The sequence below is a fragment of the Bacillus sp. GW823-FHT06A11 genome, assembly GCF_058795355.1.
In genome coordinates this window covers 1,253,069-1,278,471 of record NZ_JBXAHS010000001.1, presented here as the reverse complement: position 1 = coordinate 1,278,471, position 25,403 = coordinate 1,253,069, and the positions used below count along the sequence as shown (strand labels likewise).

The following is a 25,403-nucleotide window of genomic DNA, read 5'->3' as shown; positions in this document are numbered from 1 at the left end:
CGAATAAGTGCGAGAAGAATATTGTAAAAATTAGCGTGCATGAGAAGGTTTTTTTCTTGCGGATGCGAATACAATTAAAAGGTATGAGTTTTAGGATGGAGAGTGGAAATATTGCGTTTTGTAACGGCGAAGAAAGAAGAAAAGGTATTTGTAGGTATTGTGGATGAAGAAGAAGAAAAGGTATTACACTTAAGAGAAGCGCAAAGACAAAAAGGGGAAAAGGTTACAATCCCTATTACAATGTTAGAGTGTATTGAAAGAGGGACTGAATGCTTTGAGAAAGTATGTGAAATTGTAAATTGGGCAAAAGAGAACGGGGAAGCGGCGTATTATCCGTTAACAGAGGTGAAAATATTAGCGCCGATTCCAAGGCCAAGAAAGAATATTTTGTGCGTTGGAAAAAACTATCGTGAGCATGCGGTAGAAATGGGCGGAGTAGAGTCTATTCCAGAAAATATAATGATCTTTACGAAAGCACCAACAACAGTTATTGGCATAAATGAGCAAATTAATGGTCACCCTCACGCAACGGACGAACTAGATTACGAAGGAGAACTAGCTATCATTATTGGTAAGCGAGGGAAGCAAATTAAAGAAGAAAAAGCGCTTGAGCATGTTTTTGGTTATACGATTATAAATGATGTAACAGCTCGAGATATTCAAAGAAAACATAAACAGTTTTTCCTTGGGAAAAGCTTCGATACATTTTGTCCGATGGGACCGTATTTAATTCATAAATCGGTGGTTGAAACGCCGAATGCATTACACATTGAAACGGTAGTAAATGGAGAAGTAAGGCAAACTTCCAACACAAATAAAATGATTTTTTCAATAGAAGAAATTATTTCAACGATAAGCAAAGGAATGACTTTAGAACCAGGCGATATTATCGCAACAGGAACGCCGGCTGGTGTCGGAAAAGGTTTTACACCACCGAAGTTTTTACATGCTGGTGATGAAGTGGTCATTACAGTGGAAAGAATTGGTACTTTGCGAAATGTAGTGAAATGAGAAAAGAGCTATCTTGTATAAAGATAGCTCTTTTCTATGGTCTCGGATTATAGAGATAATCGATAACGGCAAAAGTGTAAAGACCAATTAATGCAAGTGTACAAATGCCAAATAATATAACCGCAAGTGCGCTTTTTTCTCGTCCAAATCCAATAATAGTAAGAATAACAGCAGTCCAAAATGATGCTTTCAGTAGTGTGAGTGTAGTAGGAGTTGAGTAATGAAGCCATGTTGTGGAAAGTAGGAAACTAAAGAATGTAACTAAAATAAACGCTGTAGCTAAATAGTTAATATGTTTACCATATCTTAGTAGCATATCGCACCTCCTTTATGAATTTAAAATACAGAAAATTTCAATTTTATCTTGATATAATTGAATGTAAAAAGAAAGAGGTTGTCCCAACATGTTGGACAACCTCTCTATTATTACGATAATACAGCTTTAATTTTTTGGAATGCCCACTCTAAATCTTCTTCAGAGATTACTAGAGGTGGTGCGATACGAATTACGTTTTCGTGTGTTTCTTTACATAGTAGACCAGCTGCTTTTAGTTGTTCACAGTAAGGACGAGCTGGCTCGTTTAATTCGATACCGATGAATAAACCTTTACCGCGAACTTCAGTGATCATTGGGTTATCAATTTCTTTTAATTGCCCAACTAATTTTTCTCCTAATTGAAGAGAACGCTCTGTTAATTTTTCTTCTTCTAAAACTTCAAGAGCTGCGATAGAAACAGCACATGCAAGTGGGTTACCGCCGAATGTAGAACCATGAGAACCTGGCTCAAAAACACCTAAAATATCGCGGTTTGCTGCAACACAAGAGATCGGGAATACACCGCCACCAAGGGCTTTACCAAGTATGTACATGTCAGGAGTTACATCGTCCCAGTCACAAGCGAATACTTTACCAGTACGGCCTAAGCCTGTTTGGATTTCATCTGCTACGAATAAAACGTTTTCTTTTTTACATACTTCAAGAGCTTCTTTTAAGTAACCAGCTGGTGGGATGTTAATTCCTGCTTCACCTTGAATTGGCTCTAAAATGAATGCTGCTGTGTTTGGTGTAATTGCGGCTTTTAATGCTTCTAAATCACCGTAAGGAATTACAACGATGCCAGGAAGCATTGGACCAAATCCACGCTTGTACTCTTCATTTGAAGACATAGAAACAGAACCCATTGTACGTCCGTGGAAGTTATCTTCACAAACGATGATTTCAGCACGGTTTGCTTCTACTTTCTTCACATCATAAGCCCAGCGACGAACTGTTTTAATTGCAGTTTCAACAGCTTCAGCACCTGTATTCATTGGAAGTACCATTTCTTTATTAGTTAGTTTCGCAACTTTTTCGTACCAAGGACCTAATTGATCGCTATGGAAAGCACGAGAAGTTAACGTAACACGATTAGCTTGGTCAATTAAAGCGTTAATAATTTTCGGGTGACGATGACCTTGGTTTACTGCAGAATATGCACTTAATAAGTCCATATAGCGGTTTCCTTCAGGATCTTCTACCCAAACACCTTCTGCTTTAGAAATAACGATTGGAAGTGGGTGATAGTTATTTGCTCCATATGTGTCTGTAAGTTCGATAATATCCTTAGTTTGAATCATGATTGTTCCCCCTTTTGTTATTACAAGAAGTTTGTAAATACTCTAAATATTATAGCATTTAAATGTAAAAAAGCGAAACATTTCCTGAAAATAAATGAACATGTTATCATATAGAGTGAAAAAGTGTGAAAAGAGGAGGTAAGGGATACGATGGTACATATGCATATTACAGCATGGGCGTTAGGTTTAATTTTATTCTTCGTTGCGTATTCACTTTATTCAGCAGGAAGAAAAGGTAAAGGTGTACATATGGGGCTTCGTCTTATGTACATTATCATTATTGTGACAGGTTTCATGTTGTACATGGGGATTATGAAGACTGCAACAAGTAACATGCACATGTGGTATGGTTTAAAAATGATAGCTGGTATTTTAGTTATCGGTGGAATGGAAATGGTTCTTGTGAAAATGAGCAAGAACAAAGCAACAGGGGCAGTTTGGGGGCTATTTATTGTTGCATTAGTAGCAGTATTTTACCTTGGACTGAAATTACCGATTGGTTGGCAAGTATTCTAATAAAGAAAATAAAACCACCTTATAATCTCAAAGACTTGGGAGCTAAGGTGGTTTTTACTTTTTATGTCGCATCGATATGTAACTCTTCTCCATTTACTTTCGTAAAACGGAACATGTTTTTATTGGATGTAGTGTGACGGACGAAATGATGCTGTAGTGTACAGATCATCTCTTCGTTATCAAACAAAAGAATATTTACTCCTTCGCGTGACTCCTCTTTCGGTAAGAAAGATAAATAATTATGACAATACATGCAATCATATAAAGAGTAGTGAAGTGATTGCAATGATTCGGTTAATAATGTGAACACAGAGTCAGGTAATTCCTCGAGCCATTCATTATAGCTAAGAAGTAATTTTTTTCGAATACGTATCATTTCCCCGTTTTGCAGGTGGTGCTGTTCGTTGGCGATTTGTAATATATCTTGTTCATAGAAACGAGCTGGTAGCCAGCTGTTGTTATATAAAATCTCAAAACCATCTTCGGCAATATCTTCTAATAAAAATGCTTCATCATTTTCATCATCAAAGAATACCCATTCATTGTTTATATATTCTACATTACCGACTGTATGAGCGCGGGGCTGGTTATATAAAATATGGTTACGTTGTATCATACATGATTTCTCCTTTATAAAAAGTAGTTATTCCTGTTATAGACAGTTCGTGCATTCTTTATAACTAGACACATCTAGACATAGGTGGGCATACAATAAAACACGTTTTACTGAGTGAGAATGCTATTCCATATGTGGATAGTAGGTTATCGTCAAGTTTTCCATTTTTTTGATCCGCACCCTTAGGGTGGGGATTACTGCACGTTCAAGAAAAGAAATAAGATGGAAGGATGATTTATATGTGCGGGATTACAGGATGGGTGGATTATAAACGCTCATTAGAAGGAGAAAGAGATGTCGTTACGAAGATGGCTGAGACGTTAGCGAAACGTGGTCCGGATGATAATAAAGTTTGGATTAAAGGCAATGTCGCATTTGGGCATAAACGTTTAATCGTTGTGGACCCTGAGGGCGGGAAACAACCGATGACTTGTTTAAAAGATGAAACGAATTACGCCATTTGCTATAACGGTGAACTTTATAACACAGAAGACATTCGAAAGGAATTATTAAGAAGAGGGTATACGTTTAAAGGTCATTCTGATACAGAAGTATTATTAGCTTCTTATATTGAATGGAAAGAAGAATGTGTCGATCATTTAAACGGTATATATGCGTTTGCTGTATGGGATGAACAGAAAGAACAAGTATTTATTGCGCGAGATCGACTAGGTGTAAAACCGCTATTTTATAAATATGATAGTGGGCGATTACTATTTGGTTCAGAGTTAAAAGCGATACTGGCTCATCCAGATGTGAAGGCGGAAGTAACGTTAGAAGGGTTATCCGAAATATTCGGCCTCGGACCGTCAAGAACGCCTGGCCATGGTATTTATGCTGGTATAAAAGAATTACGTCCAGGTCATGCGATGACATTTTCAAAGAACGGTTTATGTATATGGAGATATTGGAATGTAGAAAGTAAAAAACATGAAGACTCTTTTGAAGAAACAGTAGAGAAAACGCGCTTTTTATTACAAGATGCCATTACAAGACAGCTTGTTTCTGATGTACCACTATGTACTTTTTTATCAGGTGGTGTAGATTCGAGCGCTATTACAGCTATCGCAGCGAAAGAATACGAGAGATCAGGAAAAGGGCAATTACACACGTATTCTATTGATTACGAAGATAATGACAAATACTTTAAAGCGAATGCGTTCCAGCCAAATTCAGATGCTCCGTTTATTAATTTAATGACTGAGACATTTCAAACAACCCATCATCGCTGCGTCATTTCGAATGAAAAATTAGCAGAGTATTTAACTGAAGCAGTACTCGTTCGTGATTTGCCTGGTATGGCAGATATCGATTCGTCATTATTATGGTTTTGTCGTGAAATTAAACAAGATTTTGTCGTCGGTTTATCTGGGGAATGTGCAGATGAAATATTTGGTGGATATCCGTGGTTTTATAGAGAAGATGATTTACAATCGAGTGCCTTTCCGTGGATGCGCTCTACAGAAGCACGTGAACAACTGCTAAAGAAAGAATGGAGAAATAAATTAAATTTACAACAATATGTGCAAAGGCGCTATGAAGAGTCGATTCAAGAAGTTCCTATTTTAGAGGGAGAAAGTCCGCTAGAAGCAAAAAGACGCCAATTATTTTATTTAAATATGGTATGGTTTATGACAACATTATTAGACAGAAAAGACCGCATGAGTATGGGGGCAAGTTTAGAAGTACGTGTTCCATTTGCAGATCATCGCCTTGTCGAATATGCGTGGAATATTCCTTGGGAAATGAAAATGTATAAAAACCGCGAAAAAGGTCTATTACGTAAAGCGTTAGAAGATGTACTTCCACATGACATCTTATATAGAAAGAAGAGTCCTTATCCGAAAACGCACAATCCACACTATACAAAAGCAGTAACAGTATGGCTTCAAAATCTATTAACGGATAAAGGTTCAATTTTACACGAATTGTTTGATAAAGAGCAGTTGAACGGATTAATTCAGTCTGGTGGCAGTGCATTTCAAACACCATGGTTTGGTCAATTGATGACTGGGCCACAGCTTTTAGCTCATTTAGCACAAATTCACGTTTGGTTTAAAGAATATGGGGTAAATATTAAGGAATAAGGGAAAAGCGGCTTACAATTATGTAAGTCGCTTTTTATTAAAGAAATTTTCATATAAAATTCAAAATCACCTTATAAATAATACTTAATTAGAATTATTATTTTGACGTACTTATTATTGCTTGTTATAATTGGAAACAAACGTTCTGAAAAGGATTCTCATTTATAAAATTGAGGTGTTATATAGATGACAAAGAAAAAAATAGGTTTACTCGTAATGGCGTATGGAACACCAGAATCATTAGACGATGTAGAGGCATATTATACACATATCCGTCACGGGCGTAAGCCGTCAGAAGAAGCGCTTGAAGATTTAATTGAGCGCTATAAAGCGATTGGTGGAATTTCGCCGCTTGCAAAAATTACGAAAGAGCAGGCGCATAAATTAACAGATTCAATGAATAACATATTTACAGAGTATGAATTTACTTGTTACTTAGGTTTAAAACATACTGCGCCATTTATAGAAGATGCTGTAGAGGAAATGAAGCGAGATGGAATTGAGCAGGCGATTAGTATCGTATTAGCACCGCACTATTCTACATTTAGCATTAAAGCGTATAATGATCGTGCTATTCGTCTTTCAAAAGAAATCGGTGGTCCTGTTATTGAACCAATTGAACAATGGTATGATGAACCGAAATTTATTTCGTATTGGGCAGACAAAATAAAAGAAACGTTTACAGAAATTGATGATAAAGAGAAAGCAGTCGTAATTTTCTCAGCGCATAGTTTGCCAGAAAAGATTATTACAGCAGGAGACCCATATGTAGAACAACTAAAGTATACGGCAGATTTAATTGCAGAAGCTGCAAATATTCAAAACTATACAATCGGTTGGCAAAGTGCTGGGAATACTCCTGATCCATGGATTGGTCCAGATGTGCAAGATTTAACGAAAGATTTATATGCAGAGCATGGGTACGAATCTTTCGTATATTGCCCAGTTGGTTTTGTAGCGGAGCATTTAGAAGTTTTATATGACAACGATTATGAATGTAAAGTTGTAACTGATGAATTAAATGCCAAATATTTTAGACCAAGTATGCCGAATGCACAATCTGCATTTATCGACTGTTTGGCTGAAATTGTTTCAAAAAAAGTGAAGGAAATAGTTGACAAAGGTTTAGTTTTGAATAATAATTAGTTTATAATAATTTTAAATAAATAATAATTACTATGAAAGAAAGAGGAGGATCCCCCTAGATGAATCCAAATAATCGCTTAACAACAAACCAAGGTGCTCCAGTTGGAGATAACCAAAATTCTCGTACAGCTGGTCGTCGTGGACCAGTATTATTAGAAGACTATCATTTAGTAGAAAAACTTGCGCACTTTGATCGTGAACGTATTCCGGAGCGTGTTGTGCATGCACGTGGTGCAGGTGCTCACGGTGTATTCGTAACGAAAAATAGTATGAAGCAATATACGAAAGCAGCATTTTTACAAAATGAAGGAACTGAAACGCCTGTATTTGTTCGTTTTTCAACGGTTATTCATGGTCAAGGTTCTCCTGAAACAGCACGTGACCCACGTGGGTTCGCTGTTAAATTTTATACAGAAGAAGGAAACTACGATATCGTAGGTAATCATTTACCGGTTTTCTTCATTCGTGATGCAATTAAATTCCCTGATATGGTACATTCTTTAAAACCAGCACCTGATACGAATATTCAAACGCCAGATCGTTACTGGGATTTCATGACGTTAACTCCAGAATCTACACACATGATGACATGGGTATTTTCTGATTACGGTACACCAGCAAGTTATCGTGAAATGGAAGGTTTCGGCGTCCATTCATTTAAATGGATTAATGAAGAAGGTAAAATTGTTTATATTAAATACCACTGGAAACCACAGCAAGGTGTACGTAACTTAAATGCGAAAGAAGTGCAAGAAGTACAAGGGAAAGACTTCAATCATGCAACTCGTGACTTGTTCGACGCAATCGAAAAAGGAAATCACCCGAAATGGGATTTACACGTACAAGTTATGCAATTAGATGAAATGGACTCTTTAGACTTTGATCCATTAGATCCAACGAAAGTATGGCCAGAAGATCGCTTCCCATTAATGGAAGTAGGGACGATGACGTTAAATCGTAATCCGAAAAATTTCTTTGCAGAAGTAGAACAAGTAGCGTTCTCTCCAAGTGCAACTGTAAATGGTGTTGAGCCATCGGAAGATAAATTATTACAAGGTCGTTTATTCTCTTACCCAGATACACAGCGTTATCGTCTTGGTGCAAATTACTTACAAATTCCTGTAAACTGCCCATACGCAGCTGTTCATAATCAACAACGTGATGGTGCGATGCAAGTAAATCAAAACCCATCTACAATCAACTACGAACCGAGCCGTCATGCAGAGAATCCGGTTGAAGACAAAGCTTACCGCGATTCAACTATGAAAGTAGAAGGCTATGTATCTCGTGAAAAAATCGAGAAACCAAATGACTTCAAACAAGCAGGTGAGCGTTACCGTTCATTCTCTAAAGAAGAGCAAGATAACTTAATTGCAAACTTAACAAATGATCTAAAAGACGTAAATGAACGCACAAAATTATTAGCTGTTTGTAACTTCTTCCGTGCAGATCAAGAATACGGTATGCGTTTAGCGCAGGCATTAAATGTTGATATTACGCAATATGTAGGAAATGCTCCGAAATAAATAGGAAAAGACGACCGGGTTTCGGTCGTCTTTTTTCTATAACGTTATGTGGGGTATTTTGCTTGTAAATTATGTCGGAATTTGTTTGTAAATCGATATGTTGTGTCGAACCGTTGATATATTGAAAGAAACAATCGATATATTTGAAAAATCGTTGATATATCCAAAAAACCGATGATATATTTACATTTATACTAGGTGGGGTATGTTGCCTAGTACGCAAAAAAGAGATGCAATCTACTATCAATAGATTGCGTCTCTTTTTTAGTTTGCTCGCTCTGCATGTTCATAAGCCTTCTCGCCGTGCATTGAAATATCAAGACCCATGTGTTCTTCATGTTCATCGACGCGAACAGGGAGGAAGAAGTTAATCGCTTTAATAATGGCATACGTCATGATGATCGTGAATGCATATGTTGCGCCAATCGCTATAAGTTGTTTAAACAGTAAAGCGGCGTTTCCGTAAAACAATCCGTTCGCACCATTCCCGTTTACGGTAGTAGTTGCAAATAGTCCTGTTGCAATACCGCCCCAAGTTCCTCCGATACCGTGGCATCCAAAGGCATCAAGTGTATCGTCATACCCGAATTTTGTTTTTAAGAAGAAAACGGCGCCAAAGCATAATATACCACCAATTGCTCCGATAAGAAGAGCGGAGAAAGGTGTAACGAACCCGCAAGCTGGTGTAATAGCGACTAGACCAGAAACAACTCCGCAAGCAGCTCCCATCGCAGTCGGTTTTGATTGGAAGAACCATTCAGAAAGCATCCAAGTTAGAGCGGAGGCAGCAGCGGCTATATTTGTATTAATAAATGCAGTTAAAGCTACGTCGTTTAAGGATAATGCGCTGCCGACGTTAAAACCGAACCAGCCAAACCATAATAAGCCTGCGCCTAACATTGTAAATGGCAAATGGTGAGGAGAAGAACCATTTATGTTTTTTCGTTTTCCAAGGAAAATAGCTAATACAAGACCAGCAACTCCGGAAGTGATGTGAACGACGTTTCCGCCAGCGAAGTCTAGTGCACCAAGTTCCCTTAGCCACCCGCCGACGCCCCATACCCAATGAGCGACAGGATTGTAAACGATCGTTGTCCATAGAAGGATAAAAATAAGAAAGGCAGAAAATCGCATTCTTTCAGCGAATGCACCTGAAATTAAAGCTGGAGTTAAAATGGCGAACATGAGTTGAAACATCATGAATAAATTGTGAGGAATAGTAGATGAGTAGTCTGGATTTGGTGCGTAGGTAACTCCGTTTAGACCGAACCAATCAAGTGTACCGATAAGCCCGTGCCAATCTGGTCCGAATGATAAAGAATAGCCGATAACAATCCATTGAATCGAAACGATAGCCATTGCGCTATAACTATGCATCGTTGTGCTGAGTACATTTTTGCTGCGAACCATACCTCCATAAAAAAGTGCCAATCCTGGTGTCATCAACATGACCATTACTGTCGTCACAAACATAAAAACTGTATCTCCCATATCCATGATCTCTCCTCCTGTAATGTTAGAAAAAATAACATCTATTTGTTATGTTTCATATCATATTCGAAATCAAACTAAAAATCAACTAAAAATTCAGAAAATTATATGCATGATGTCATAAAAGCTAACATGAATTATTTTGTGAGGATTAAAATCGACATATACGTTTCATTCGGATAATTGGTATAATATTCTTACAATTAAAAAGCTTGGGGGATGCGTGTGGGAAAAATACGGACTAGGAAACTATTCATTTGTTTTTGCTTAGCTGTTGTTTTGTTTGTACCAATACATACTTTTGCAGACGAAAAAAGAGAGTGGCGAGATGAAGTTATATACTCCATTATGATTGATCGCTTCAATAATGGAGAACCGAAAAATGACAAACAGTTAGAAGTTGGTAAATTAGAAGGGTATCAAGGAGGGGATATAAGAGGAATTATAAAAAGGGTGGATTACATAAAAGAAATGGGTTTTACTACCGTTATGCTTTCGCCACTTTTTGAAAGTGGAAAGTACGATGGATTAGACGTGCGAAATTTTAAAAAGGTAAATGAACATTTCGGGACAGACAATGATGTGAAAGAACTTGTAAAAGAAGTTCATGCAAAAGGAATGAAAGTTGTATTTCAATTTCCGCTTGGAGAAAACGAACAACAGGTAATTGACGCAATGAAATGGTGGATAAAAGAAGTTGATTTAGACGGAAGTTATGTTATACATAGTGAAAAAAAGCCGCGTTCCTTTTGGGATAACGCGCAAAAAGATATGCAAGTGATAAAGAAAGATTTTCGTATTATGACAAAGGAGGATAGCGAATACAACGAAAAAATAGTAGAATCGTTTTCTAAAGCAGATGTATCGGTGAAATCGTTATACGATGTGAGTAAAAAAGAAGGAGAATTTGTTACGTTCTTAGATAATCAAGAAACAAAAAGATATGCGCGTATTGCAAAAGAAAATATGTATTATCCGCCATCACGTTTAAAACTGGCGCTTACTTATTTGTTAACATCACCTGGAATTCCGAATTTTTATTACGGAACTGAAATTGCATTAGATGGAGGAAGTGTACCCGATAATAGACGATTAATGGATTTTAAGTCAGACGAAAAATTTATGCAGCACATAACAAAACTAGGTGAACTTAGACAGGTGAGACCGTCTTTACGACGCGGTACGTTTGAGCTACTGTATGATAAGAGCGGTATGAGCATACTAAAACGAAAATATAAAAATGAAGTAACTTTAGTAGCAATTAATAATACGAAAGAAACACAAAAAGTCTCCTTACCTGCAAGTACGATTGGTGAAAAACAAGAGTTAAGAGGATTGTTGCAGGATGAAATTATAAGAGAGGAAAACGGGAAATTTTATCTCGTTTTAAAGCGTGAAGAATCAAACGTGTATAAAGTTAACGGAGAAACAGGTGTGAATTGGTTATTTATCTCCTTAATCGTTGGGGTGAATGTATTATTTATTGCGTTTTTAATTGCAGTTAAAAGGAAGCGTAGATAAGATGAGAAGTTGCTGGCTCTATGTTCATGTCTTCTTATTGTATATGTAAGTTTGTTCGGTGGCGCGATAGTGTTTATTCTGTTGATATGAAATTTCTTAAGAGAAACGATGTGAGAATGAAAACGTCCCTAGTGAGAGGAGGGCCAGGTTAGGAAGAGGATTTTCTTCCTAACCTGTTTTTTGTGTTAGCACCGATAGGGAAGAATCTTTGAAAAATCAATAATTGCAACTATATTAATTTTACATTACATTAAAAGTTAGAGAATACTCTTATACTAATACAGTGCTAAATAGTAGGTGGGAAAATGGAGTTTTACGATTTGGGTATTACCATTAAAGAGCTTAGAATTAAAAAAAATATATCACAATCCGAATTATGTCATGGAATATGTTCGCAAAGTCAAATTAGCAAAATAGAAAAAGGTGTGATTTATCCATCTAGTATATTGTTATATCAATTATCAGAAAGACTTGGTATTGACCCAAATAATATATTTGCATTAACTCAAAACAAAAAACTAAAATATGTAGAAAATGTAAAATGCGTAATAAAAGATTGCTTAAAGCAAAAACAATACAAAGAACTTTATGAAATAGTGAAAAAAGAGAAAAACGAAAATAACTTCCAATCAACAGAAGATAAACAATTTTTAATATGGCATGAAGCGATTGCTATATTTATGGTGGATAAATCAATAAAAACTGCTTTAGATTTTTTAAATAATGCATTAAAATTAACTGTAACTAATTCAGATTTTTTATCAGAAAGAGAAATAGATATTATGCAGACAATTGCTATATTCCATGGGGAAAATAAAGAATATGAAAAAAGTATTAATATATTAAGAAGGTGTTTAACTAATTTTAATAAGTTAGATTTTCCTAGAGATAAAGAAATTAAATTGAAAATTATTTTTAATTTAGCAAAAATTTTAGGTCATGCAAATCAACATGAAGAGGCAGTAAAATACAATGATATGGGTATCAAACTAGCTATTAATCTAAATACTTTATATTTACTAGGTGAATTATACTATGGAAAAGCTTGGAATTTATTGAAACTTAAACAACCTAATGAAGAAGATGTTGCAAATAACATGAAAAAAGCATTATTTATATTTGAACTAACAGAAAAAGAAAATCTGATAAAAATGGTTAAAGAAAAATATTTTGAAAACCAAACTGAAAAAAGTCACTCATAATTCATTTGGAAATCACTTGAAATATAATAAAACCTACAGGGAAAATCCCTGTAGGTTCTAAACTTATAAACTTTCTTCTAAAATATTAGTGTTTAATATAAATTTTTGAATAAGAGTTTACTTAGTGTACTTTTTATTTTGAAGTCTGCATCTTTATTAACGATGTATGTTTCTTTTTAAATCCATCCGAATATTATTGGTTCAAGTCGGAGGAAGGTACTTTGAAGTGTCTTTTTTTTATGACCTTTATCATTAACTATTTAATGTTTTTTTAAATGATTACATGACATAGTTTTTTTGTACCAAGCTTTGTTGATACAGTTAGACTTATCCGTTAGTGAATTCGCATTATTAGAACATCCTACAGTATTTAGGGAGAATGTGGCCAATAAAAACCATAGTATTAATTTCTTCATAATAACCACTTCTAACTCTTTTTTAATTAACATTTTTTAAGTTCCTTATTAATTTTACATTACATTAAAGGTTGGGAAATATTCTTATACTCATAAATTGTTACGTTTTGGCGTGGAGAGGAATTATGAGTTACAGCGATTTTTAAGATGACTTTGGTCTAGGATGTAGTTACTAAGAAAAGTAATTCAAATCGAAGGGAAAACGTCTTAAGGTGTCTTTTCCTTATTTTCAATTTACTTAGCGATTTTTACCACACATACCCTTTTTCTATAGTTTGTTCTCGTAATATTGTCTCTACAAGACAAAAAAGAAAACTCCTCTAATTAAGAGGAGTTTTCTTTTTAGCGGTAGTTAATGAACTGTACGTCGATTGGTAAATCAGCGCTACGAACAGCTGCGATTACTGCTTGTAAGTCATCACGGCTTTTTGCTGTAACACGTACTTGATCATCTTGTACTTGTGTTTTTACTTTTAATTTCATTTCTTTAATGATATTGTTAATTTTTTTCGCGTTATCTTTATCGATACCTTGTTGAAGTGTTGCGCGTTGGCGAACAGTGTTGCCAGTTGCAGCTTCAACTTTTCCGTAATCTAAGTTCTTAATTGGAACGTTACGTTTTACAAGTTTAGAGATAAGAACGTCTTTTACTTGCTCTAATTTAAACTCGTCATCAGAAGTTAAAACAAGTACTTCTTTTTCTAATTTAATATCACTTTTACTTCCTTTAAAGTCATATCGGTTTTGGATTTCTTTTAATGCGATATTAATTGCGTTTGTTACTTCAGGTAATTCTACTTTCGAAACGATGTCAAAAGAACTATCTTTTGCCATAGTTAGCACCTCCAAATAAATTTTTAATCTTTTTATGTACTGTACATACTAAAGTATAGCTGAAAACGAGCTTAGACTTAAGTGTTTTCATACTTATAATCATGTAACCTCATTTTATTATAGTGAATTTTGGGCAGTTGGACAAATAAAGGAAAAATCGTGTTATAATTAACTTTTGTTTGGAATGATAAAAAGATAAAAAAGTTAATTTTATATATATAGAAGGGAATTAAAAAATATGTATTTACAAATAGGATCGATTGAACAGGTAACTGTTTTACGCGAAACGGAAATCGGATATATGGTTGGAAATGAAGAAGAAGAAATTTTTCTACATAAAAATGAAGTAGCTGGAGAAATTGAAGAAGGCGATACGATTGATGTATTCTTATACCTTGATCACCAAAATCGTATTTCGGCAACAATGAAGGAGCCAATTATTACAACTTATGATTGGAACTGGGTAAAGGTTGTAGAAGTTATTCCTAGTTTAGGTGTGTTTGTTGATATTGGTGTATCAAAAGATATACTAATTCCGGCTGATGAATTCCCAATTTATATGCCAGTATGGCCAGAAGTTGGAGACGAATTATATTGTACGTTAAAATTAACGAATCGTGATCGTTTAATTGCTCTCCCAGCAAGAGATAGTGATATGCAAGAAATCGTTGTAGAGGCGACGCCATCTATGCGTAATAAAAATGTAAATGGGCGTGTGTATCGTTCACTTCAAGTTGGTTCATTCGTATTAACAGATGAGCATTTCCGTGCATTTTTACATCATACAGAAAGAAAAGAACAAGTTCGCATCGGTCAGCGCGTAACAGGACGTATTATTGATGTAAAAGATGACGGCACAATTAACATTTCCCTTCTTCCTCGTAAAGAAGAAGGAATGGAAGATGATGCTGCAGTAATTTATGCATATATGGAAGAACGAGGCGGAGCAATGCCGTTTTGGGATAAGAGCCATCCAGAAGATATTAAAGAACGCTTTAACATGAGTAAAGCTGCATTTAAGCGCGCACTTGGTAAGTTGATGAAAGAAGAAAAGGTTTACCAAGAAGAAGGTTGGACTTACTTTAAGAAATAAGATAGAAGATTAAAAAGCACACCCTTATCTAAAAAGATAAGGGTGTGCTTTTTTTAATTTCCTTGCGGAGAAACAAGAGTAAATGTATCTTTCAAATCACTATCATTTATTTTAATATTTGCCTTTTTTAATTCCTCTTGTAACAATTTTTTGCTGAATACAGGATCAGCAGTACGTTCTTCCTCTAAGTTTTTGCGAATAGAGTTTTTTACTTCATCGTAAGGTTTTAAATCTTTTTTATCAGTTAATTTAATAACGTGATAACCGTTTGATGATTTTACGGGATTGCTAATTTGTCCAACATTTAGTTTGTAGGCAGCCGTTTCGAATTCAGGAGCCATTGTACCTGAATTGAAGTATCCAAGGTCTCCGCCTTTATCTTTTGATAGTAGATCTTGTGATTCTTGTTTTGCTAATTCTTCAAATGAAGCACCAGCATCTAGTTTACTCTTTATTTCTTTCGCTTCATTTTCGTCACTTACTAAAATGTGACTCGCTTTAATTTCTGGCTTATAGTGGTCTTTTACGTCTTTCTCTGTAATGCTTTTCTTAATCGCTTCATTCATAGCAAGTTTGAACTTAATTTGATTTTTAAAATCCTCTTCATCTTTTAAACCATTATTTTCTAATACTTTTTTGAATTGATCTCCATATTGTTTTTTTACTTTTTCTACTTCTTTATTTACCTCTTCATCAGGTACTTTATATTTTTTTGTGATGACGTCTTGTGCCATCATTTCGTATAGCATGTCTTTTCCGTAACGATCTTTCAATTGTTTTTCGAAGTCGTCCTTCGTAACAGTCGAGTCTGTTGCTGTGGCGACTGTAGCTGATCCGTTTTTTTGTCCGCAAGCAGATAGCATCAATATACTTATTAGTGCAGTAATAATGAAAATATGTTTCCCTCTCATGCCAACACCTCATCCGAATATGTTATCGCTATTGTAGAATATAGAAGTGAACATGAAGTGAATTTTTAATGTTTTTTTCCTTTAAAATGTAAAAAAGTACATCAACATAATTGTTGATGTACGATGGAATCAAAGGTGATCGGTCTTTTTAGAGTATGCACGTTTACCTTGCTGAATATTTTTTTGCTCTTGCTCATTTTTTTGTGTGCGTTTTGCATTATTATCGCGTGCTTTTTTGTCGTTATCACTCGTATGTGGCATATGTATCAACTCCATTTCTAAACGTTGTACGTTTATCATTTCCTTTTTCGTAAAGACTATGTATAGCGGTGCATTTATGAAGGGTAAAGGTGGATTCGAAATGGATTTGAAGTTGAATTATACTGAACTTATAAAGAAGTTAATCGTTGTAATCATCGCAGGTTTATTAAACGCGATTGGGATGAATTTATTTTTAACGCCAGCGAAAGTGTATGCGAGCGGCTTTGCTGGATTGTCTCAATTATTATCACAAATATTAGGTGATTTTTTATCGATTCACATATCTACGGGAGTATTGTTTAGCTTATTTAATATTCCTGTCGTTATTTTAGCGTGGAAAAAGGTTGGAAAGGCCTTCACCTTTTTTAGTTTTCTTTGTGTTATATTTATGACTTTGTTTCTAGAAATCATCCCTGTTAGAGCGGTTTCGAATGATATCATATTAAATACGATTTTTGGCGGGATTATTTCGGCAATTGGAGTAGGGATTGCTTTAAAGTGGGGTGCTTCTACAGGTGGATTAGATATTATCGCCATGATTTTATCAAAAATAAAAGATAAGCCTGTCGGTACATACTTTTTCTTTTTTAATGCAATTATCATTATCGCTGCTGGCTATGTATATGGATGGGAAAAAGCGTTATATACGTTAGTGACTTTATATGTATCAACGAGAATTATTGATGCAATTCATACTCGTCATGTAAAGATTACAGCATTAATTGTTACGAAGAATGGGGCGGACGTAAGAAAGGCGATTCACTCGCGATTAGTAAGAGGAATTACAACGATACCAGCAACAGGTGCTTATACGAATGAAAATAAAGAAATGTTAATGATGGTTATTACCCGTTACGAGTTATACGAATTGGAGAGGATTATTAAACAAGTGGACCCAGGTGCATTTACAAATATACTGCAAACAGTTGGGGTGTTCGGATTGTTTCGGAAAGATTAAAGAGGACCGAAGTTGGTCCTCTTTTTTAATGTATATTCGTAATGTTTTGCAATTGCTCTTGCATTTCACGGAGCTGAACTTTTTCAGCAGTTGAAGAGTTTGCGTAAGCGGATTGCAAAGCATTTTTTGCTCTATATACGAGATCTTGTTGCTCAGTACCGCTTGAACAAGATACGGCATTTTCAACAGCATCTCTAGCTTGTTGGAATAGTAAGTTCCCCATTTAAACCCCTCCAAAAGAAGAGTTACTTCTTGCCTTTTCTGCCTCAGCTAATGTACCTCTGTACGGGAATCTTGCATCATGCTTCATAACAGCATCGGCTCCTTGTTGGATAAAACGCTTTGATTTGTTCTTTTTACCCATTCGAAAAACCCCCTTTATTTAGCTGAAAACAATCGACGCGATGTCTCTTGCGTCTACTTATAGTATGGACATTTGGCAGGAAACTATAAGTAGGGAATTTTTAGATTACAACCCAAGAACCTCTTCTAAATATAAAGCAATACCATCTTCTTCGTTCGTTAACGTCGTATGGTTTGCGAGTGATTTTAATTCAGGGATGGCATTCCCCATTGCGATGCCGTGACCAGCAAATTCAATCATTTCAAAATCATTATCTTCGTCACCGAAAGCGATAATTCGCTCTTGTGGAATGTTGTAATGACTAGAAATTTTTTGTAATCCAACCGCTTTATTTAATCCGCTTTTCACAATCTCAATAATCGGCCAAGGTGCGCCCCATTTTCTATGATCGATTACTTCCGCGTGCATATCCGTTAAATGTTGACGAATTGCAGTGGAATGCTCGTCATGTGCATCAATTAATAAGCAAGTTGGATGATCGTTTAAAATATTTAATAAGTCTCCCGTAAAAATCTTAGGAGAGCCGAATTCGAAAATATGTTTTTTATCTTCATCAATTTCACGAACATACACATCGTCCATTACTTCCGCGTATATATTTTTTACGCCGAAATCAAAGCAAGCTCGTACAATTTCTTGCGCTGTTGCTAGCTCAAGAGGAGAGTGATGTGTTCCCCAGCTTGAATCAAGAGGATGATGTACGTAAGCACCGTTAAAGTTTACGATAGGTGTGTTAAGAGCAAGTTCTTTATAGTAATCATAACTAGCACGGAATGGACGTCCTGTTGAAATAACAACAATATGTCCCTGTTCCTTTGCTTTTGCAATTGTATGTTTCGTTCGAGTGGAAATTATTTTGTTGTCTGTTAATAAAGTACCGTCTAAGTCTAATGCGATTAAATGTTGTTTGTTCATAATTTCACCTCTTATAATAATTTTTTTGTATCTATCTGTATTTCCGTTTTTAATATGCAGAAATAAGAGGTTAGACTCGGTGAAATCACCATAGATGGAAATTTCACTATATATCCATCTTACGTCTCAAAGTGCTGCGGTGTCTACTATTTCTCGTTGGAAATTAAGAAAAGTCAACATCTTTTTAGAAAGTTCAAACAATGTTTCTTTCATTATGTACAAATTGTGAAAAGGGTTACATTGCTCGTGTGATGGGGCATATAATGAACATGTAATCTTCTCGTATATGTTTGACTCTCCTTTGAAACTAGCCTAGAGTAGGTTGGTTTCTTTTTTTTCTACAAGTAGGAAAGAAATCCCTGCTTACGCTTGTATCATTCATATATATGTACAAGGACGAGATGTAGTACTGTTTCCTAAACATGACAGAAAACCTTTCTTTTAAAATGGATATACTAATGAGGCAAAGACGTCATGGAAGGAGAATGAAAATGGGACAAAATCGCAGGTTTCGTTCTGGACAAAAAGCGCCGAATGATGGTATTTATGTAGAAATTGGTGAAACGGGAAGTATGGTGAAAAATCCGCAAATGGTACAATTAACTGCCGGTGAAAAATTTCCAGATAATACGAATCATAACCGTCAGTGGACATATAAAAGAAAACCGTAACAGAAGCCGCAATCGTTATTGCGGCTTTTTTGTCGTTACACATTATAATTTCATTTACCGTATTTTTAAAACAATATAATGAATGCTTCCTTTTTCTTTTTCCAATAATAAGTTTGAAAATACATAGGCAAAATTATTGTATAAAAAAGTAAGTTGGCGTATAATCAAATCAAAGGTCAAAGAAAGTCAAACTTTTGGAGGGCTGTAAAGATGGACTTAAATCAAATGACAACAAAAACACAAGAGGCGATTATGAGTGCCCAATCTTTAGCGGTATCTCATCATCACCAAGAGGTGGATACTGTTCATCTATTACTTGCATTATTAGAAGAGCAAGATGGATTAGCAGTACGTATATTTCAAAAAATGAATGTTGATATAGAAGCATTAAAGCAAAGCGCTGAAAGCTTAATTAAAAAGAAACCTTCTGTAACAGGGAGCGGTGCAGAGGTTGGAAAATTGTATGTAACGAGCGCTCTGCAACAATTGCTTGTAAGAGCAGGGAAAGAAGCAGAAAAACTACAGGATGATTACATTTCAGTCGAACATGTATTGCTTGCTTTTTCCGAAGAAAAAGGCGATATAAATCAATTATTTGCAAGATTGCATATTACGAAAGATAACTTATTACAGTCTTTAATGACAGTTCGGGGGAATCAAAGAGTGACTAGTCAAAATCCAGAAGCAACTTATGAAGCGTTAGAAAAATATGGCCGTGATTTAGTGGCAGAAGTGAGAGCCGGGAAAATTGATCCTGTTATCGGCCGAGATAGTGAAATTCGACGCGTTATCCGCATTCTTTCACGTAAAACGAAAAACAATCCTGTTTTAATTGGTGAGCCAGGTGTTGGTAAAACAGCAATCGTTGAAGGATTAGCACAGCGTATTGTGAAAAAGGATGTACCTGAAGGATTGAAAGATAGAACGATTTTTGCATTAGATATGAGTGCGCTCGTAGCAGGTGCGAAATTCCGTGGTGAGTTCGAAGAGCGTCTGCAAGCTGTATTAAATGAAATTAAAAAGAGTGAAGGCCGCATTTTATTATTCATTGATGAACTTCATACAATCGTTGGAGCTGGTAAAACAGAAGGTGCGATGGATGCAGGAAATATGTTAAAACCGATGCTTGCTCGTGGTGAACTGCATTGTATCGGGGCGACAACATTAGATGAATATCGTAAATATATTGAAAAAGATCCAGCACTAGAAAGACGTTTCCAACAAGTATTAGCAGAAGAACCAACTGTTGAAGATACGATTTCTATATTACGTGGATTAAAAGAACGCTTTGAAATTTATCACGGTGTAAATATTCATGACCGTGCGATTGTAGCAGCGTCAGTTTTATCAGATCGATATATTTCAGATCGCTTCTTACCGGATAAAGCGATTGACCTTGTTGATGAAGCGTGCGCAACAATTCGTACAGAAATCGATTCTATGCCGACAGAATTAGATGAAGTAACGCGTCGTATTATGCAGTTGGAAATTGAAGAAGCGGCTCTTGGAAAAGAAACGGATCGTGGTAGCCAAGAGCGTCTAAAAACATTGCAACGTGAATTATCGGATTTAAAAGAAGTTGCAAGTGGTATGAGAGCGAAATGGGAGAAAGAAAAAGAAGACATTCACAAAGTTCGTGACTTACGTGAACATTTAGAACGTCTGCGCCGTGAATTAGAGGAAGCAGAAGGTAATTACGATTTAAATAAAGCAGCCGAACTTCGTCACGGGAAAATTCCTGCAATCGAAAAAGAATTAAAAGAAGCGGAAGAAATGGGCGCGCATAATAAACAAGAAAATCGTTTATTACGTGAGGAAGTAAGTGAAGAAGAAATTGCAGATATTGTTTCACGCTGGACTGGTATTCCTGTTGCTAAACTTGTTGAAGGCGAGCGTGAGAAATTACTACGCTTAGAGCAAATCTTATCAGAGCGTGTCATCGGACAAGAGGAAGCAGTAAGCTTAGTATCAGACGCGGTTCTTCGTGCGCGCGCTGGTATTAAAGACCCGAATCGTCCAATTGGTTCCTTCATTTTCTTAGGCCCTACGGGTGTTGGTAAAACAGAACTTGCAAAAACGTTAGCGCAGTCTTTATTCGATAGTGAAGAGCAAATGATTCGTATTGACATGTCTGAGTATATGGAGAAACACGCTGTGTCACGCTTAATTGGTGCGCCTCCTGGATATGTAGGATATGAAGAGGGCGGTCAATTAACAGAAGCGGTAAGACGTAAACCGTATTCAGTTATTTTGTTAGACGAAATCGAAAAAGCACATCCAGAAGTATTCAACATTTTATTACAAATGTTAGATGATGGACGCATTACAGATTCACAAGGAAGAACAGTAGACTTTAAAAACACAGTTATTATTATGACTTCAAATATTGGATCTGCTCATTTACTAGAGGGATTAGAAGAAGATGGTTCGATCAAAGAGGAATCAAGAGACCTTGTAATGGGGCAATTAAGAGGACATTTCCGCCCTGAATTTTTAAACCGTGTTGATGAAATTATTTTATTCAAACCTCTTACAACGAATGAAATTAAAGGCATTGTTGATAAAATTGTAAAAGAACTACAAGGCCGTCTAGCTGACCGTCACATTACAGTAGAATTAACAGATGCAGCAAAAGAATTTGTTGTAGAAGCTGGTTTCGATCCAATGTACGGAGCTCGTCCATTAAAACGATACGTACAACGTCAAGTGGAAACGAAATTAGCAAGAGAATTAATTGCAGGAACAATTACAGACAATAGTCACGTAGTTGTTGATGTAGAAAATAACGAATTAGTCGTTCATGTGAAATGAAAATAAAAAAGAGTTCGGATAAAATCCGGACTCTTTTTTTAGTGTTGTTCTACTGGCTCGTTTGGAATTGCAGCTGAAATTGCGAGTACTAATACAGCAAGAACAACTGAGAAAATAGACGCTTGGTTAAAGTCGTATGTACCGCCAGTCATAGAGCCAATTACGTAGCTCATCATATGTACAAGTAAGAACGACCAAATTAATGCCCAAATGAAACGCATATTTTACACCTCTATTCGTTCAATCTGTCCTTATTGTAACACAATTGAAAAAAGAATATAGAAAAATATTTGTAGATTTTTCAACGCAAATTTGCATTCCGTTCATACATTATAAAAGAGTGGTTTTATATGTTTAGAAAATAAGGCGGGGGAAAAATGAGTATTACGGAACGTTTTTTTTACTTAGAAAAAGAACCATGTGTCATTTATTTACCGGAGAAGCCAAATGGATTTTCTGTTATGCTCCTCGGTGATTATAACTACTTTATTGAGAATGGTACAAGTTTATGGACACAACATGCGGGTAAATCTTATTTCTTACATGGTCTTATTGAGCAAGGCTACACGGTCTTTTCCTCTAATTTATACGGAAGACATTGGGGGAACGATCAATCTGTTCGTCTGGCAAAACGTTTATATGATGTTGTTTTGAGAAAAGAGACGTTAAATGCGAAGATGCACATTATGGCAGATGGTATGGGAGCGCTTGTGGCACTTGAAATGATGAACAAATATCCTGAATGTATTCGTTCTGTTGTTATGTTAAATCCGTGTTTAGATTTACCAGAATATGTGGGTTTTGAGAAAGAGCATAAGTTTTTTTACAAGAGACTCGTGAAGGAATTAAGTTTGGCGTATGATTCCAAAGAAGAAGAATTAGATTTAAAAATAAATAAGAAATCATTTACGCTTCTTCCATCTTGTGTACCTGTTAAAATTTTCGTATCAACACAAGAAAAAAGAGGAAGAAAACAGCAGTTGCGGAGATATGAGAAAATGAGGCAATTAAATCAATGTGATACTTCTGTCTTATTCCATCTGCAAGATGTGAAATATAAAATGGTTAGGCAAACGACCGATTTCTTTAAAAAATATGAAGAAGAATTGTGAAGCTCCCATATACATAAATGAGGAGCTATTTGTTTCAAAGGGAAAGGGTTGGTGGTATGGAACGCGTGCTGATAATAGGTGCACTTACGTTTGTAGGTTATCACCTTGTGAATAAAATGATCGCAGAAGAAGTAGAAGTGTATGGTCTTGATTTTGATGAATTCGATAGTATGACCAAAATTAATGAAGAGAAGTTATTGTTAATTGGGCGAAATGCGTTATTTACGTATTATTCGATAAGAGATGAAGATGGATGGAGATCGGTAGAGGAAGAGAGATTCGATACTGTCTACTTTTGCTTATATGAGCCAAATCAGCAATGTGGATTTCGGAATGAAAGAGTCATATTACAATATTTAAAGCGAATTATAAGAATGTGTGAAGAACAAAAAGTGAAGTTAAATTTAATTTCTTCTATTGAAGTAAGTAGTACAGGTGAATCCGAAAATAAGCGCCTATTTTTGAAAGTAGAAGAAGGATTGAAAAAAGGGAATTTAAAATATAGTGTATTTCGAGTTCCTACATTATATGGACCGTGGCAACCATCCTTTATGATGTATCATCAGCTCATTTTATCAGAATTAGACGAGAAAGAGTGCCGTTGTACGAGTGAGGAAAAAGGAAGTGATTTGCTTTACATTGAAGATGTATGTGAATACTTATGGGAAAATGGAACGAACGGGGCGCATCTTGGTATATACAATTTACTTAGTGGTAAACAGTCATTATGGGAAAAAGGTATGAATCTTTTACGCGCGGATGATAAAGTAAATAAAAATAATAATGAAATAAGAGATGAGGCTATTGAAGTCATTTCGATAAAAAGAAATACTCCGTTAGAATACGGTTTAAATAAGCAACTGGCACACATGAAAAAATATAAAGAGTTATACGAAGAGTAGCACGCGTGTTACACTATTGTATGTGAAAGTTTTAATGGAGAGGAAGAGTATAATATGAACGAAAAAAGCATGCAGTTTTTACAAATCGCAATGAAGCATTTACCGGAAGCGAAGGCAATTTTAGATGATAACGGAATTGCACTTGATATGGAGAAGGCACAGCCGGTGTTAGAGTTGTTAATGAAAGTTATGAACGAAGCTTATGAGCTTGGGAAAGCAGATAAAGAATAAAATCCTTCTTTTTTGATGGAGGGGAGGCTCGAATCGTGAGTAGAAGCGGTTCGGGCCTTTTTATTTGGAATGAAACACGAAAAGGTATGATTCTGTTTCTTTTAATGAAAAATAAAGTGGATAATGCGTTAGCTTTCTGTTTTATGCGAAATATATTCTAGACAAAAATACATTTATGTTTTAAAATTAGTACCAAGTCATAATAATTGATATAAAACGGAGGGCTGCGATGTGAACGTGGGCATTTTAGGGATCGGAAGATATGTGCCAGAAAAAGTAGTCACAAATCACGATTTAGAAAAAATAATGGATACATCCGATGAATGGATTCGTACGAGAACGGGAATTGCAGAAAGACGCATTGCCGATGATACAATAGATACTTCATATATGGCCGTAGAGGCTGCGAAAAAAGCACTTGAAGATGCAGGGGTTAGCGGAGAAGATATCGATCTTATTTTAGTAGCGACAGTAACACCAGATCGTGCGTTTCCAGCAGTAGCTTGTGTCATTCAAGAAGCGATTGGAGCGAAACATGCAGCTGCAATGGATGTAGGTGCAGCATGCGCTGGTTTTATGTACGGAATGATTACAGCGCAGCAATTTATTCAAACGGGGACTTATAAAAACGTATTAGTAGTTGGTAGTGATAAGCTATCTAAAATTGTAGACTGGAATGATCGAAATACAGCGGTATTATTTGGAGACGGAGCCGGTGCTATCGTAATGGGAGCAGTTTCAGAAGGAAGAGGCGTTCTATCTTTCGAATTAGGAGCAGACGGAAGCGGCGGCAAGCATCTATATCAAGACGAGTATGTTATGATGAATGGCAGAGAAGTCTTTAAATTTGCCGTTCGTCAACTTGGTGAATCTTGTCTTCGTGTTTTAGATAAAGCTGGTCTTACGAAAGAAGATGTGGATTTCTTAGTACCGCATCAAGCGAATATTCGTATTATGGAATCTGCAAGAGAGAGATTAAATTTACCACAAGAAAAAATGAGTATGACAATTGAAAAGTTTGGTAATACATCAGCTTCTTCCATTCCGATTGCAATGGTAGAGGAATTGCAAAATGGACGTATTCAAGATGGTGATTTAATTATACTTGTTGGTTTTGGCGGCGGATTAACATGGGGAGCGGTCGCTCTTCGTTGGGGTAAATAAGGACTGAGAGAAAAAAAGGAGTGTATT

Annotated in this window: 26 protein-coding genes; 15 read left to right on the top strand and 11 right to left on the bottom strand. The window is 35.9% G+C overall.

Annotation, left to right across the window (positions count from 1 at the left end):
• Positions 1-111 precede the first annotated feature (111 nt).
• Positions 112-1,011, top strand: a complete 900-nt coding sequence (locus tag AC1Q8L_RS06405; RefSeq protein ID WP_001213069.1) for a fumarylacetoacetate hydrolase family protein — start codon at positions 112-114, stop codon at positions 1,009-1,011.
• Between the two features lie 34 nt (positions 1,012-1,045).
• Here AC1Q8L_RS06405 and AC1Q8L_RS06400 read toward each other — a convergent pair whose 3' ends face one another.
• Both AC1Q8L_RS06400 and rocD read right to left on the bottom strand, forming a co-directional pair.
• Complete coding sequence (locus AC1Q8L_RS06400; RefSeq protein WP_000926859.1) at positions 1,046-1,327, bottom strand: hypothetical protein; 282 nt, start codon at positions 1,325-1,327, stop codon at positions 1,046-1,048.
• Between the two features lie 110 nt (positions 1,328-1,437).
• The gene (gene rocD, locus AC1Q8L_RS06395; protein WP_000616660.1) at positions 1,438-2,628 is read right to left on the bottom strand and encodes an ornithine aminotransferase; all 1,191 of its coding nucleotides are present in this window, start codon (positions 2,626-2,628) and stop codon (positions 1,438-1,440) included.
• A 150-nt stretch (positions 2,629-2,778) separates the two neighbouring features.
• Here rocD and AC1Q8L_RS06390 point away from each other — a divergent pair, with 150 nt between their 5' ends.
• Positions 2,779-3,144 (top strand): YisL family protein, encoded by a 366-nt coding sequence (locus tag AC1Q8L_RS06390; RefSeq protein WP_000233490.1) that lies wholly within the window; start codon positions 2,779-2,781, stop codon positions 3,142-3,144.
• A gap of 61 nt (positions 3,145-3,205) precedes the next feature.
• On the opposite strand, the gene AC1Q8L_RS06385 is transcribed toward AC1Q8L_RS06390, so the two are convergent.
• Positions 3,206-3,760 (bottom strand): DUF2777 domain-containing protein, encoded by a 555-nt coding sequence (locus tag AC1Q8L_RS06385; protein ID WP_000616068.1) that lies wholly within the window; start codon positions 3,758-3,760, stop codon positions 3,206-3,208.
• A 239-nt stretch (positions 3,761-3,999) separates the two neighbouring features.
• On the opposite strand from AC1Q8L_RS06385, the gene asnB reads away from it, so the two are divergent.
• The 3 genes from asnB (at position 4,000) to katB (ending at position 8,519) form a co-directional block, all read left to right on the top strand.
• Positions 4,000-5,847, top strand: a complete 1,848-nt coding sequence (gene asnB / locus AC1Q8L_RS06380) for an asparagine synthase (glutamine-hydrolyzing) (protein ID WP_000333991.1) — start codon at positions 4,000-4,002, stop codon at positions 5,845-5,847.
• A 186-nt stretch (positions 5,848-6,033) separates the two neighbouring features.
• On the top strand, positions 6,034-6,993 hold the full coding sequence (gene hemH / locus AC1Q8L_RS06375) for a ferrochelatase (protein WP_000162621.1): 960 nt from the start codon (positions 6,034-6,036) through the stop codon (positions 6,991-6,993).
• A 59-nt stretch (positions 6,994-7,052) separates the two neighbouring features.
• Complete coding sequence (gene katB, locus AC1Q8L_RS06370) at positions 7,053-8,519, top strand: catalase KatB (RefSeq protein WP_098311744.1); 1,467 nt, start codon at positions 7,053-7,055, stop codon at positions 8,517-8,519.
• 264 nt (positions 8,520-8,783) lie between these two features.
• On the opposite strand, the gene AC1Q8L_RS06365 is transcribed toward katB, so the two are convergent.
• Positions 8,784-10,016 carry an ammonium transporter gene (locus tag AC1Q8L_RS06365; RefSeq protein WP_098311743.1) on the bottom strand — a complete coding sequence of 411 codons (1,233 nt, stop codon included), beginning with the start codon at positions 10,014-10,016 and terminating at the stop codon, positions 8,784-8,786.
• Positions 10,017-10,229: 213 nt separating this feature from the next.
• On the opposite strand from AC1Q8L_RS06365, the gene AC1Q8L_RS06360 reads away from it, so the two are divergent.
• The gene (locus tag AC1Q8L_RS06360; RefSeq protein ID WP_098311742.1) at positions 10,230-11,531 is read left to right on the top strand and encodes an alpha-amylase family glycosyl hydrolase; all 1,302 of its coding nucleotides are present in this window, start codon (positions 10,230-10,232) and stop codon (positions 11,529-11,531) included.
• A gap of 305 nt (positions 11,532-11,836) precedes the next feature.
• Positions 11,837-12,733 carry a helix-turn-helix domain-containing protein gene (locus AC1Q8L_RS06355; protein WP_000397889.1) on the top strand — a complete coding sequence of 299 codons (897 nt, stop codon included), beginning with the start codon at positions 11,837-11,839 and terminating at the stop codon, positions 12,731-12,733.
• A gap of 758 nt (positions 12,734-13,491) precedes the next feature.
• On the opposite strand, the gene AC1Q8L_RS06350 is transcribed toward AC1Q8L_RS06355, so the two are convergent.
• Positions 13,492-13,983 carry a YajQ family cyclic di-GMP-binding protein gene (locus AC1Q8L_RS06350; protein WP_001040149.1) on the bottom strand — a complete coding sequence of 164 codons (492 nt, stop codon included), beginning with the start codon at positions 13,981-13,983 and terminating at the stop codon, positions 13,492-13,494.
• Between the two features lie 238 nt (positions 13,984-14,221).
• Between AC1Q8L_RS06350 and AC1Q8L_RS06345 the strand changes: the two genes are divergently transcribed.
• The gene (locus AC1Q8L_RS06345) at positions 14,222-15,076 is read left to right on the top strand and encodes a CvfB family protein (protein ID WP_000281268.1); all 855 of its coding nucleotides are present in this window, start codon (positions 14,222-14,224) and stop codon (positions 15,074-15,076) included.
• A gap of 53 nt (positions 15,077-15,129) precedes the next feature.
• Here the strand turns inward: AC1Q8L_RS06345 and prsA are convergent, their stop codons facing one another.
• On the bottom strand, positions 15,130-15,987 hold the full coding sequence (prsA, locus tag AC1Q8L_RS06340) for a peptidylprolyl isomerase PrsA (RefSeq protein ID WP_001214222.1): 858 nt from the start codon (positions 15,985-15,987) through the stop codon (positions 15,130-15,132).
• Between the two features lie 129 nt (positions 15,988-16,116).
• The gene (locus tag AC1Q8L_RS06335) at positions 16,117-16,248 is read right to left on the bottom strand and encodes a DUF3941 domain-containing protein (RefSeq protein ID WP_001120851.1); all 132 of its coding nucleotides are present in this window, start codon (positions 16,246-16,248) and stop codon (positions 16,117-16,119) included.
• Between the two features lie 100 nt (positions 16,249-16,348).
• On the opposite strand from AC1Q8L_RS06335, the gene AC1Q8L_RS06330 reads away from it, so the two are divergent.
• Positions 16,349-17,206 (top strand): YitT family protein, encoded by an 858-nt coding sequence (locus AC1Q8L_RS06330; RefSeq protein ID WP_023521419.1) that lies wholly within the window; start codon positions 16,349-16,351, stop codon positions 17,204-17,206.
• 25 nt (positions 17,207-17,231) lie between these two features.
• On the opposite strand, the gene AC1Q8L_RS06325 is transcribed toward AC1Q8L_RS06330, so the two are convergent.
• From AC1Q8L_RS06325 to AC1Q8L_RS06315, 3 genes are all read right to left on the bottom strand, one after another.
• Positions 17,232-17,429, bottom strand: a complete 198-nt coding sequence (locus AC1Q8L_RS06325) for a DUF3813 domain-containing protein (RefSeq protein ID WP_000527406.1) — start codon at positions 17,427-17,429, stop codon at positions 17,232-17,234.
• Positions 17,430-17,570 carry a hypothetical protein gene (locus AC1Q8L_RS06320; protein ID WP_000516816.1) on the bottom strand — a complete coding sequence of 47 codons (141 nt, stop codon included), beginning with the start codon at positions 17,568-17,570 and terminating at the stop codon, positions 17,430-17,432.
• Between the two features lie 105 nt (positions 17,571-17,675).
• Positions 17,676-18,485: a Cof-type HAD-IIB family hydrolase gene (locus AC1Q8L_RS06315; RefSeq protein WP_001041231.1), complete on the bottom strand. Its 810-nt coding sequence runs from the start codon at positions 18,483-18,485 to the stop codon at positions 17,676-17,678.
• Positions 18,486-18,976: 491 nt separating this feature from the next.
• Between AC1Q8L_RS06315 and AC1Q8L_RS06310 the strand changes: the two genes are divergently transcribed.
• Complete coding sequence (locus AC1Q8L_RS06310; protein ID WP_000531422.1) at positions 18,977-19,156, top strand: YjzC family protein; 180 nt, start codon at positions 18,977-18,979, stop codon at positions 19,154-19,156.
• Positions 19,157-19,366: 210 nt separating this feature from the next.
• Positions 19,367-21,967: an ATP-dependent chaperone ClpB gene (gene clpB, locus AC1Q8L_RS06305; protein WP_000365410.1), complete on the top strand. Its 2,601-nt coding sequence runs from the start codon at positions 19,367-19,369 to the stop codon at positions 21,965-21,967.
• A gap of 38 nt (positions 21,968-22,005) precedes the next feature.
• Here clpB and AC1Q8L_RS06300 read toward each other — a convergent pair whose 3' ends face one another.
• Positions 22,006-22,188, bottom strand: a complete 183-nt coding sequence (locus AC1Q8L_RS06300; RefSeq protein ID WP_001211116.1) for a YjzD family protein — start codon at positions 22,186-22,188, stop codon at positions 22,006-22,008.
• A gap of 156 nt (positions 22,189-22,344) precedes the next feature.
• Here AC1Q8L_RS06300 and AC1Q8L_RS06295 point away from each other — a divergent pair, with 156 nt between their 5' ends.
• The 4 genes from AC1Q8L_RS06295 to fabH all read left to right on the top strand — a co-directional run bounded on the left by AC1Q8L_RS06295 (position 22,345) and on the right by fabH (position 25,376).
• Positions 22,345-23,079 (top strand): lipase family protein, encoded by a 735-nt coding sequence (locus tag AC1Q8L_RS06295; RefSeq protein ID WP_000028690.1) that lies wholly within the window; start codon positions 22,345-22,347, stop codon positions 23,077-23,079.
• A gap of 29 nt (positions 23,080-23,108) precedes the next feature.
• Complete coding sequence (locus tag AC1Q8L_RS06290; RefSeq protein ID WP_000487723.1) at positions 23,109-23,981, top strand: NAD-dependent epimerase/dehydratase family protein; 873 nt, start codon at positions 23,109-23,111, stop codon at positions 23,979-23,981.
• Positions 23,982-24,035: 54 nt separating this feature from the next.
• Positions 24,036-24,212, top strand: a complete 177-nt coding sequence (locus AC1Q8L_RS06285) for a ComZ family protein (RefSeq protein WP_001986215.1) — start codon at positions 24,036-24,038, stop codon at positions 24,210-24,212.
• Between the two features lie 231 nt (positions 24,213-24,443).
• Entirely contained in the window at positions 24,444-25,376 is a 933-nt protein-coding gene (fabH, locus tag AC1Q8L_RS06280; protein ID WP_001100533.1) for a beta-ketoacyl-ACP synthase III, read from the top strand.
• The last annotated feature ends 27 nt before the right edge of the window (positions 25,377-25,403 follow it).

Excerpts from the sequence above, each read along its gene's own strand:
- AC1Q8L_RS06400 (WP_000926859.1), bottom strand. The coding sequence starts at position 1,327 with ATGCTACTAAGATATGGTAAACATATTAACTATTTAGCTACAGCGTTT.
- rocD (WP_000616660.1), bottom strand. The coding sequence starts at position 2,628 with ATGATTCAAACTAAGGATATTATCGAACTTACAGACACATATGGAGCA.
- AC1Q8L_RS06390 (WP_000233490.1), top strand. The coding sequence starts at position 2,779 with ATGGTACATATGCATATTACAGCATGGGCGTTAGGTTTAATTTTATTC.
- AC1Q8L_RS06385 (WP_000616068.1), bottom strand. The coding sequence starts at position 3,760 with ATGATACAACGTAACCATATTTTATATAACCAGCCCCGCGCTCATACA.
- asnB (WP_000333991.1), top strand. The coding sequence starts at position 4,000 with ATGTGCGGGATTACAGGATGGGTGGATTATAAACGCTCATTAGAAGGA.
- hemH (WP_000162621.1), top strand. The coding sequence starts at position 6,034 with ATGACAAAGAAAAAAATAGGTTTACTCGTAATGGCGTATGGAACACCA.
- katB (WP_098311744.1), top strand. The coding sequence starts at position 7,053 with ATGAATCCAAATAATCGCTTAACAACAAACCAAGGTGCTCCAGTTGGA.
- AC1Q8L_RS06365 (WP_098311743.1), bottom strand. The coding sequence starts at position 10,016 with ATGGATATGGGAGATACAGTTTTTATGTTTGTGACGACAGTAATGGTC.
- AC1Q8L_RS06360 (WP_098311742.1), top strand. The coding sequence starts at position 10,230 with ATGCGTGTGGGAAAAATACGGACTAGGAAACTATTCATTTGTTTTTGC.
- AC1Q8L_RS06355 (WP_000397889.1), top strand. The coding sequence starts at position 11,837 with ATGGAGTTTTACGATTTGGGTATTACCATTAAAGAGCTTAGAATTAAA.
- AC1Q8L_RS06350 (WP_001040149.1), bottom strand. The coding sequence starts at position 13,983 with ATGGCAAAAGATAGTTCTTTTGACATCGTTTCGAAAGTAGAATTACCT.
- AC1Q8L_RS06345 (WP_000281268.1), top strand. The coding sequence starts at position 14,222 with ATGTATTTACAAATAGGATCGATTGAACAGGTAACTGTTTTACGCGAA.
- prsA (WP_001214222.1), bottom strand. The coding sequence starts at position 15,987 with ATGAGAGGGAAACATATTTTCATTATTACTGCACTAATAAGTATATTG.
- AC1Q8L_RS06335 (WP_001120851.1), bottom strand. The coding sequence starts at position 16,248 with ATGCCACATACGAGTGATAACGACAAAAAAGCACGCGATAATAATGCA.
- AC1Q8L_RS06330 (WP_023521419.1), top strand. The coding sequence starts at position 16,349 with ATGGATTTGAAGTTGAATTATACTGAACTTATAAAGAAGTTAATCGTT.
- AC1Q8L_RS06325 (WP_000527406.1), bottom strand. The coding sequence starts at position 17,429 with ATGGGGAACTTACTATTCCAACAAGCTAGAGATGCTGTTGAAAATGCC.
- AC1Q8L_RS06320 (WP_000516816.1), bottom strand. The coding sequence starts at position 17,570 with ATGGGTAAAAAGAACAAATCAAAGCGTTTTATCCAACAAGGAGCCGAT.
- AC1Q8L_RS06315 (WP_001041231.1), bottom strand. The coding sequence starts at position 18,485 with ATGAACAAACAACATTTAATCGCATTAGACTTAGACGGTACTTTATTA.
- AC1Q8L_RS06310 (WP_000531422.1), top strand. The coding sequence starts at position 18,977 with ATGGGACAAAATCGCAGGTTTCGTTCTGGACAAAAAGCGCCGAATGAT.
- clpB (WP_000365410.1), top strand. The coding sequence starts at position 19,367 with ATGGACTTAAATCAAATGACAACAAAAACACAAGAGGCGATTATGAGT.
- AC1Q8L_RS06300 (WP_001211116.1), bottom strand. The coding sequence starts at position 22,188 with ATGCGTTTCATTTGGGCATTAATTTGGTCGTTCTTACTTGTACATATG.
- AC1Q8L_RS06295 (WP_000028690.1), top strand. The coding sequence starts at position 22,345 with ATGAGTATTACGGAACGTTTTTTTTACTTAGAAAAAGAACCATGTGTC.
- AC1Q8L_RS06285 (WP_001986215.1), top strand. The coding sequence starts at position 24,036 with ATGAACGAAAAAAGCATGCAGTTTTTACAAATCGCAATGAAGCATTTA.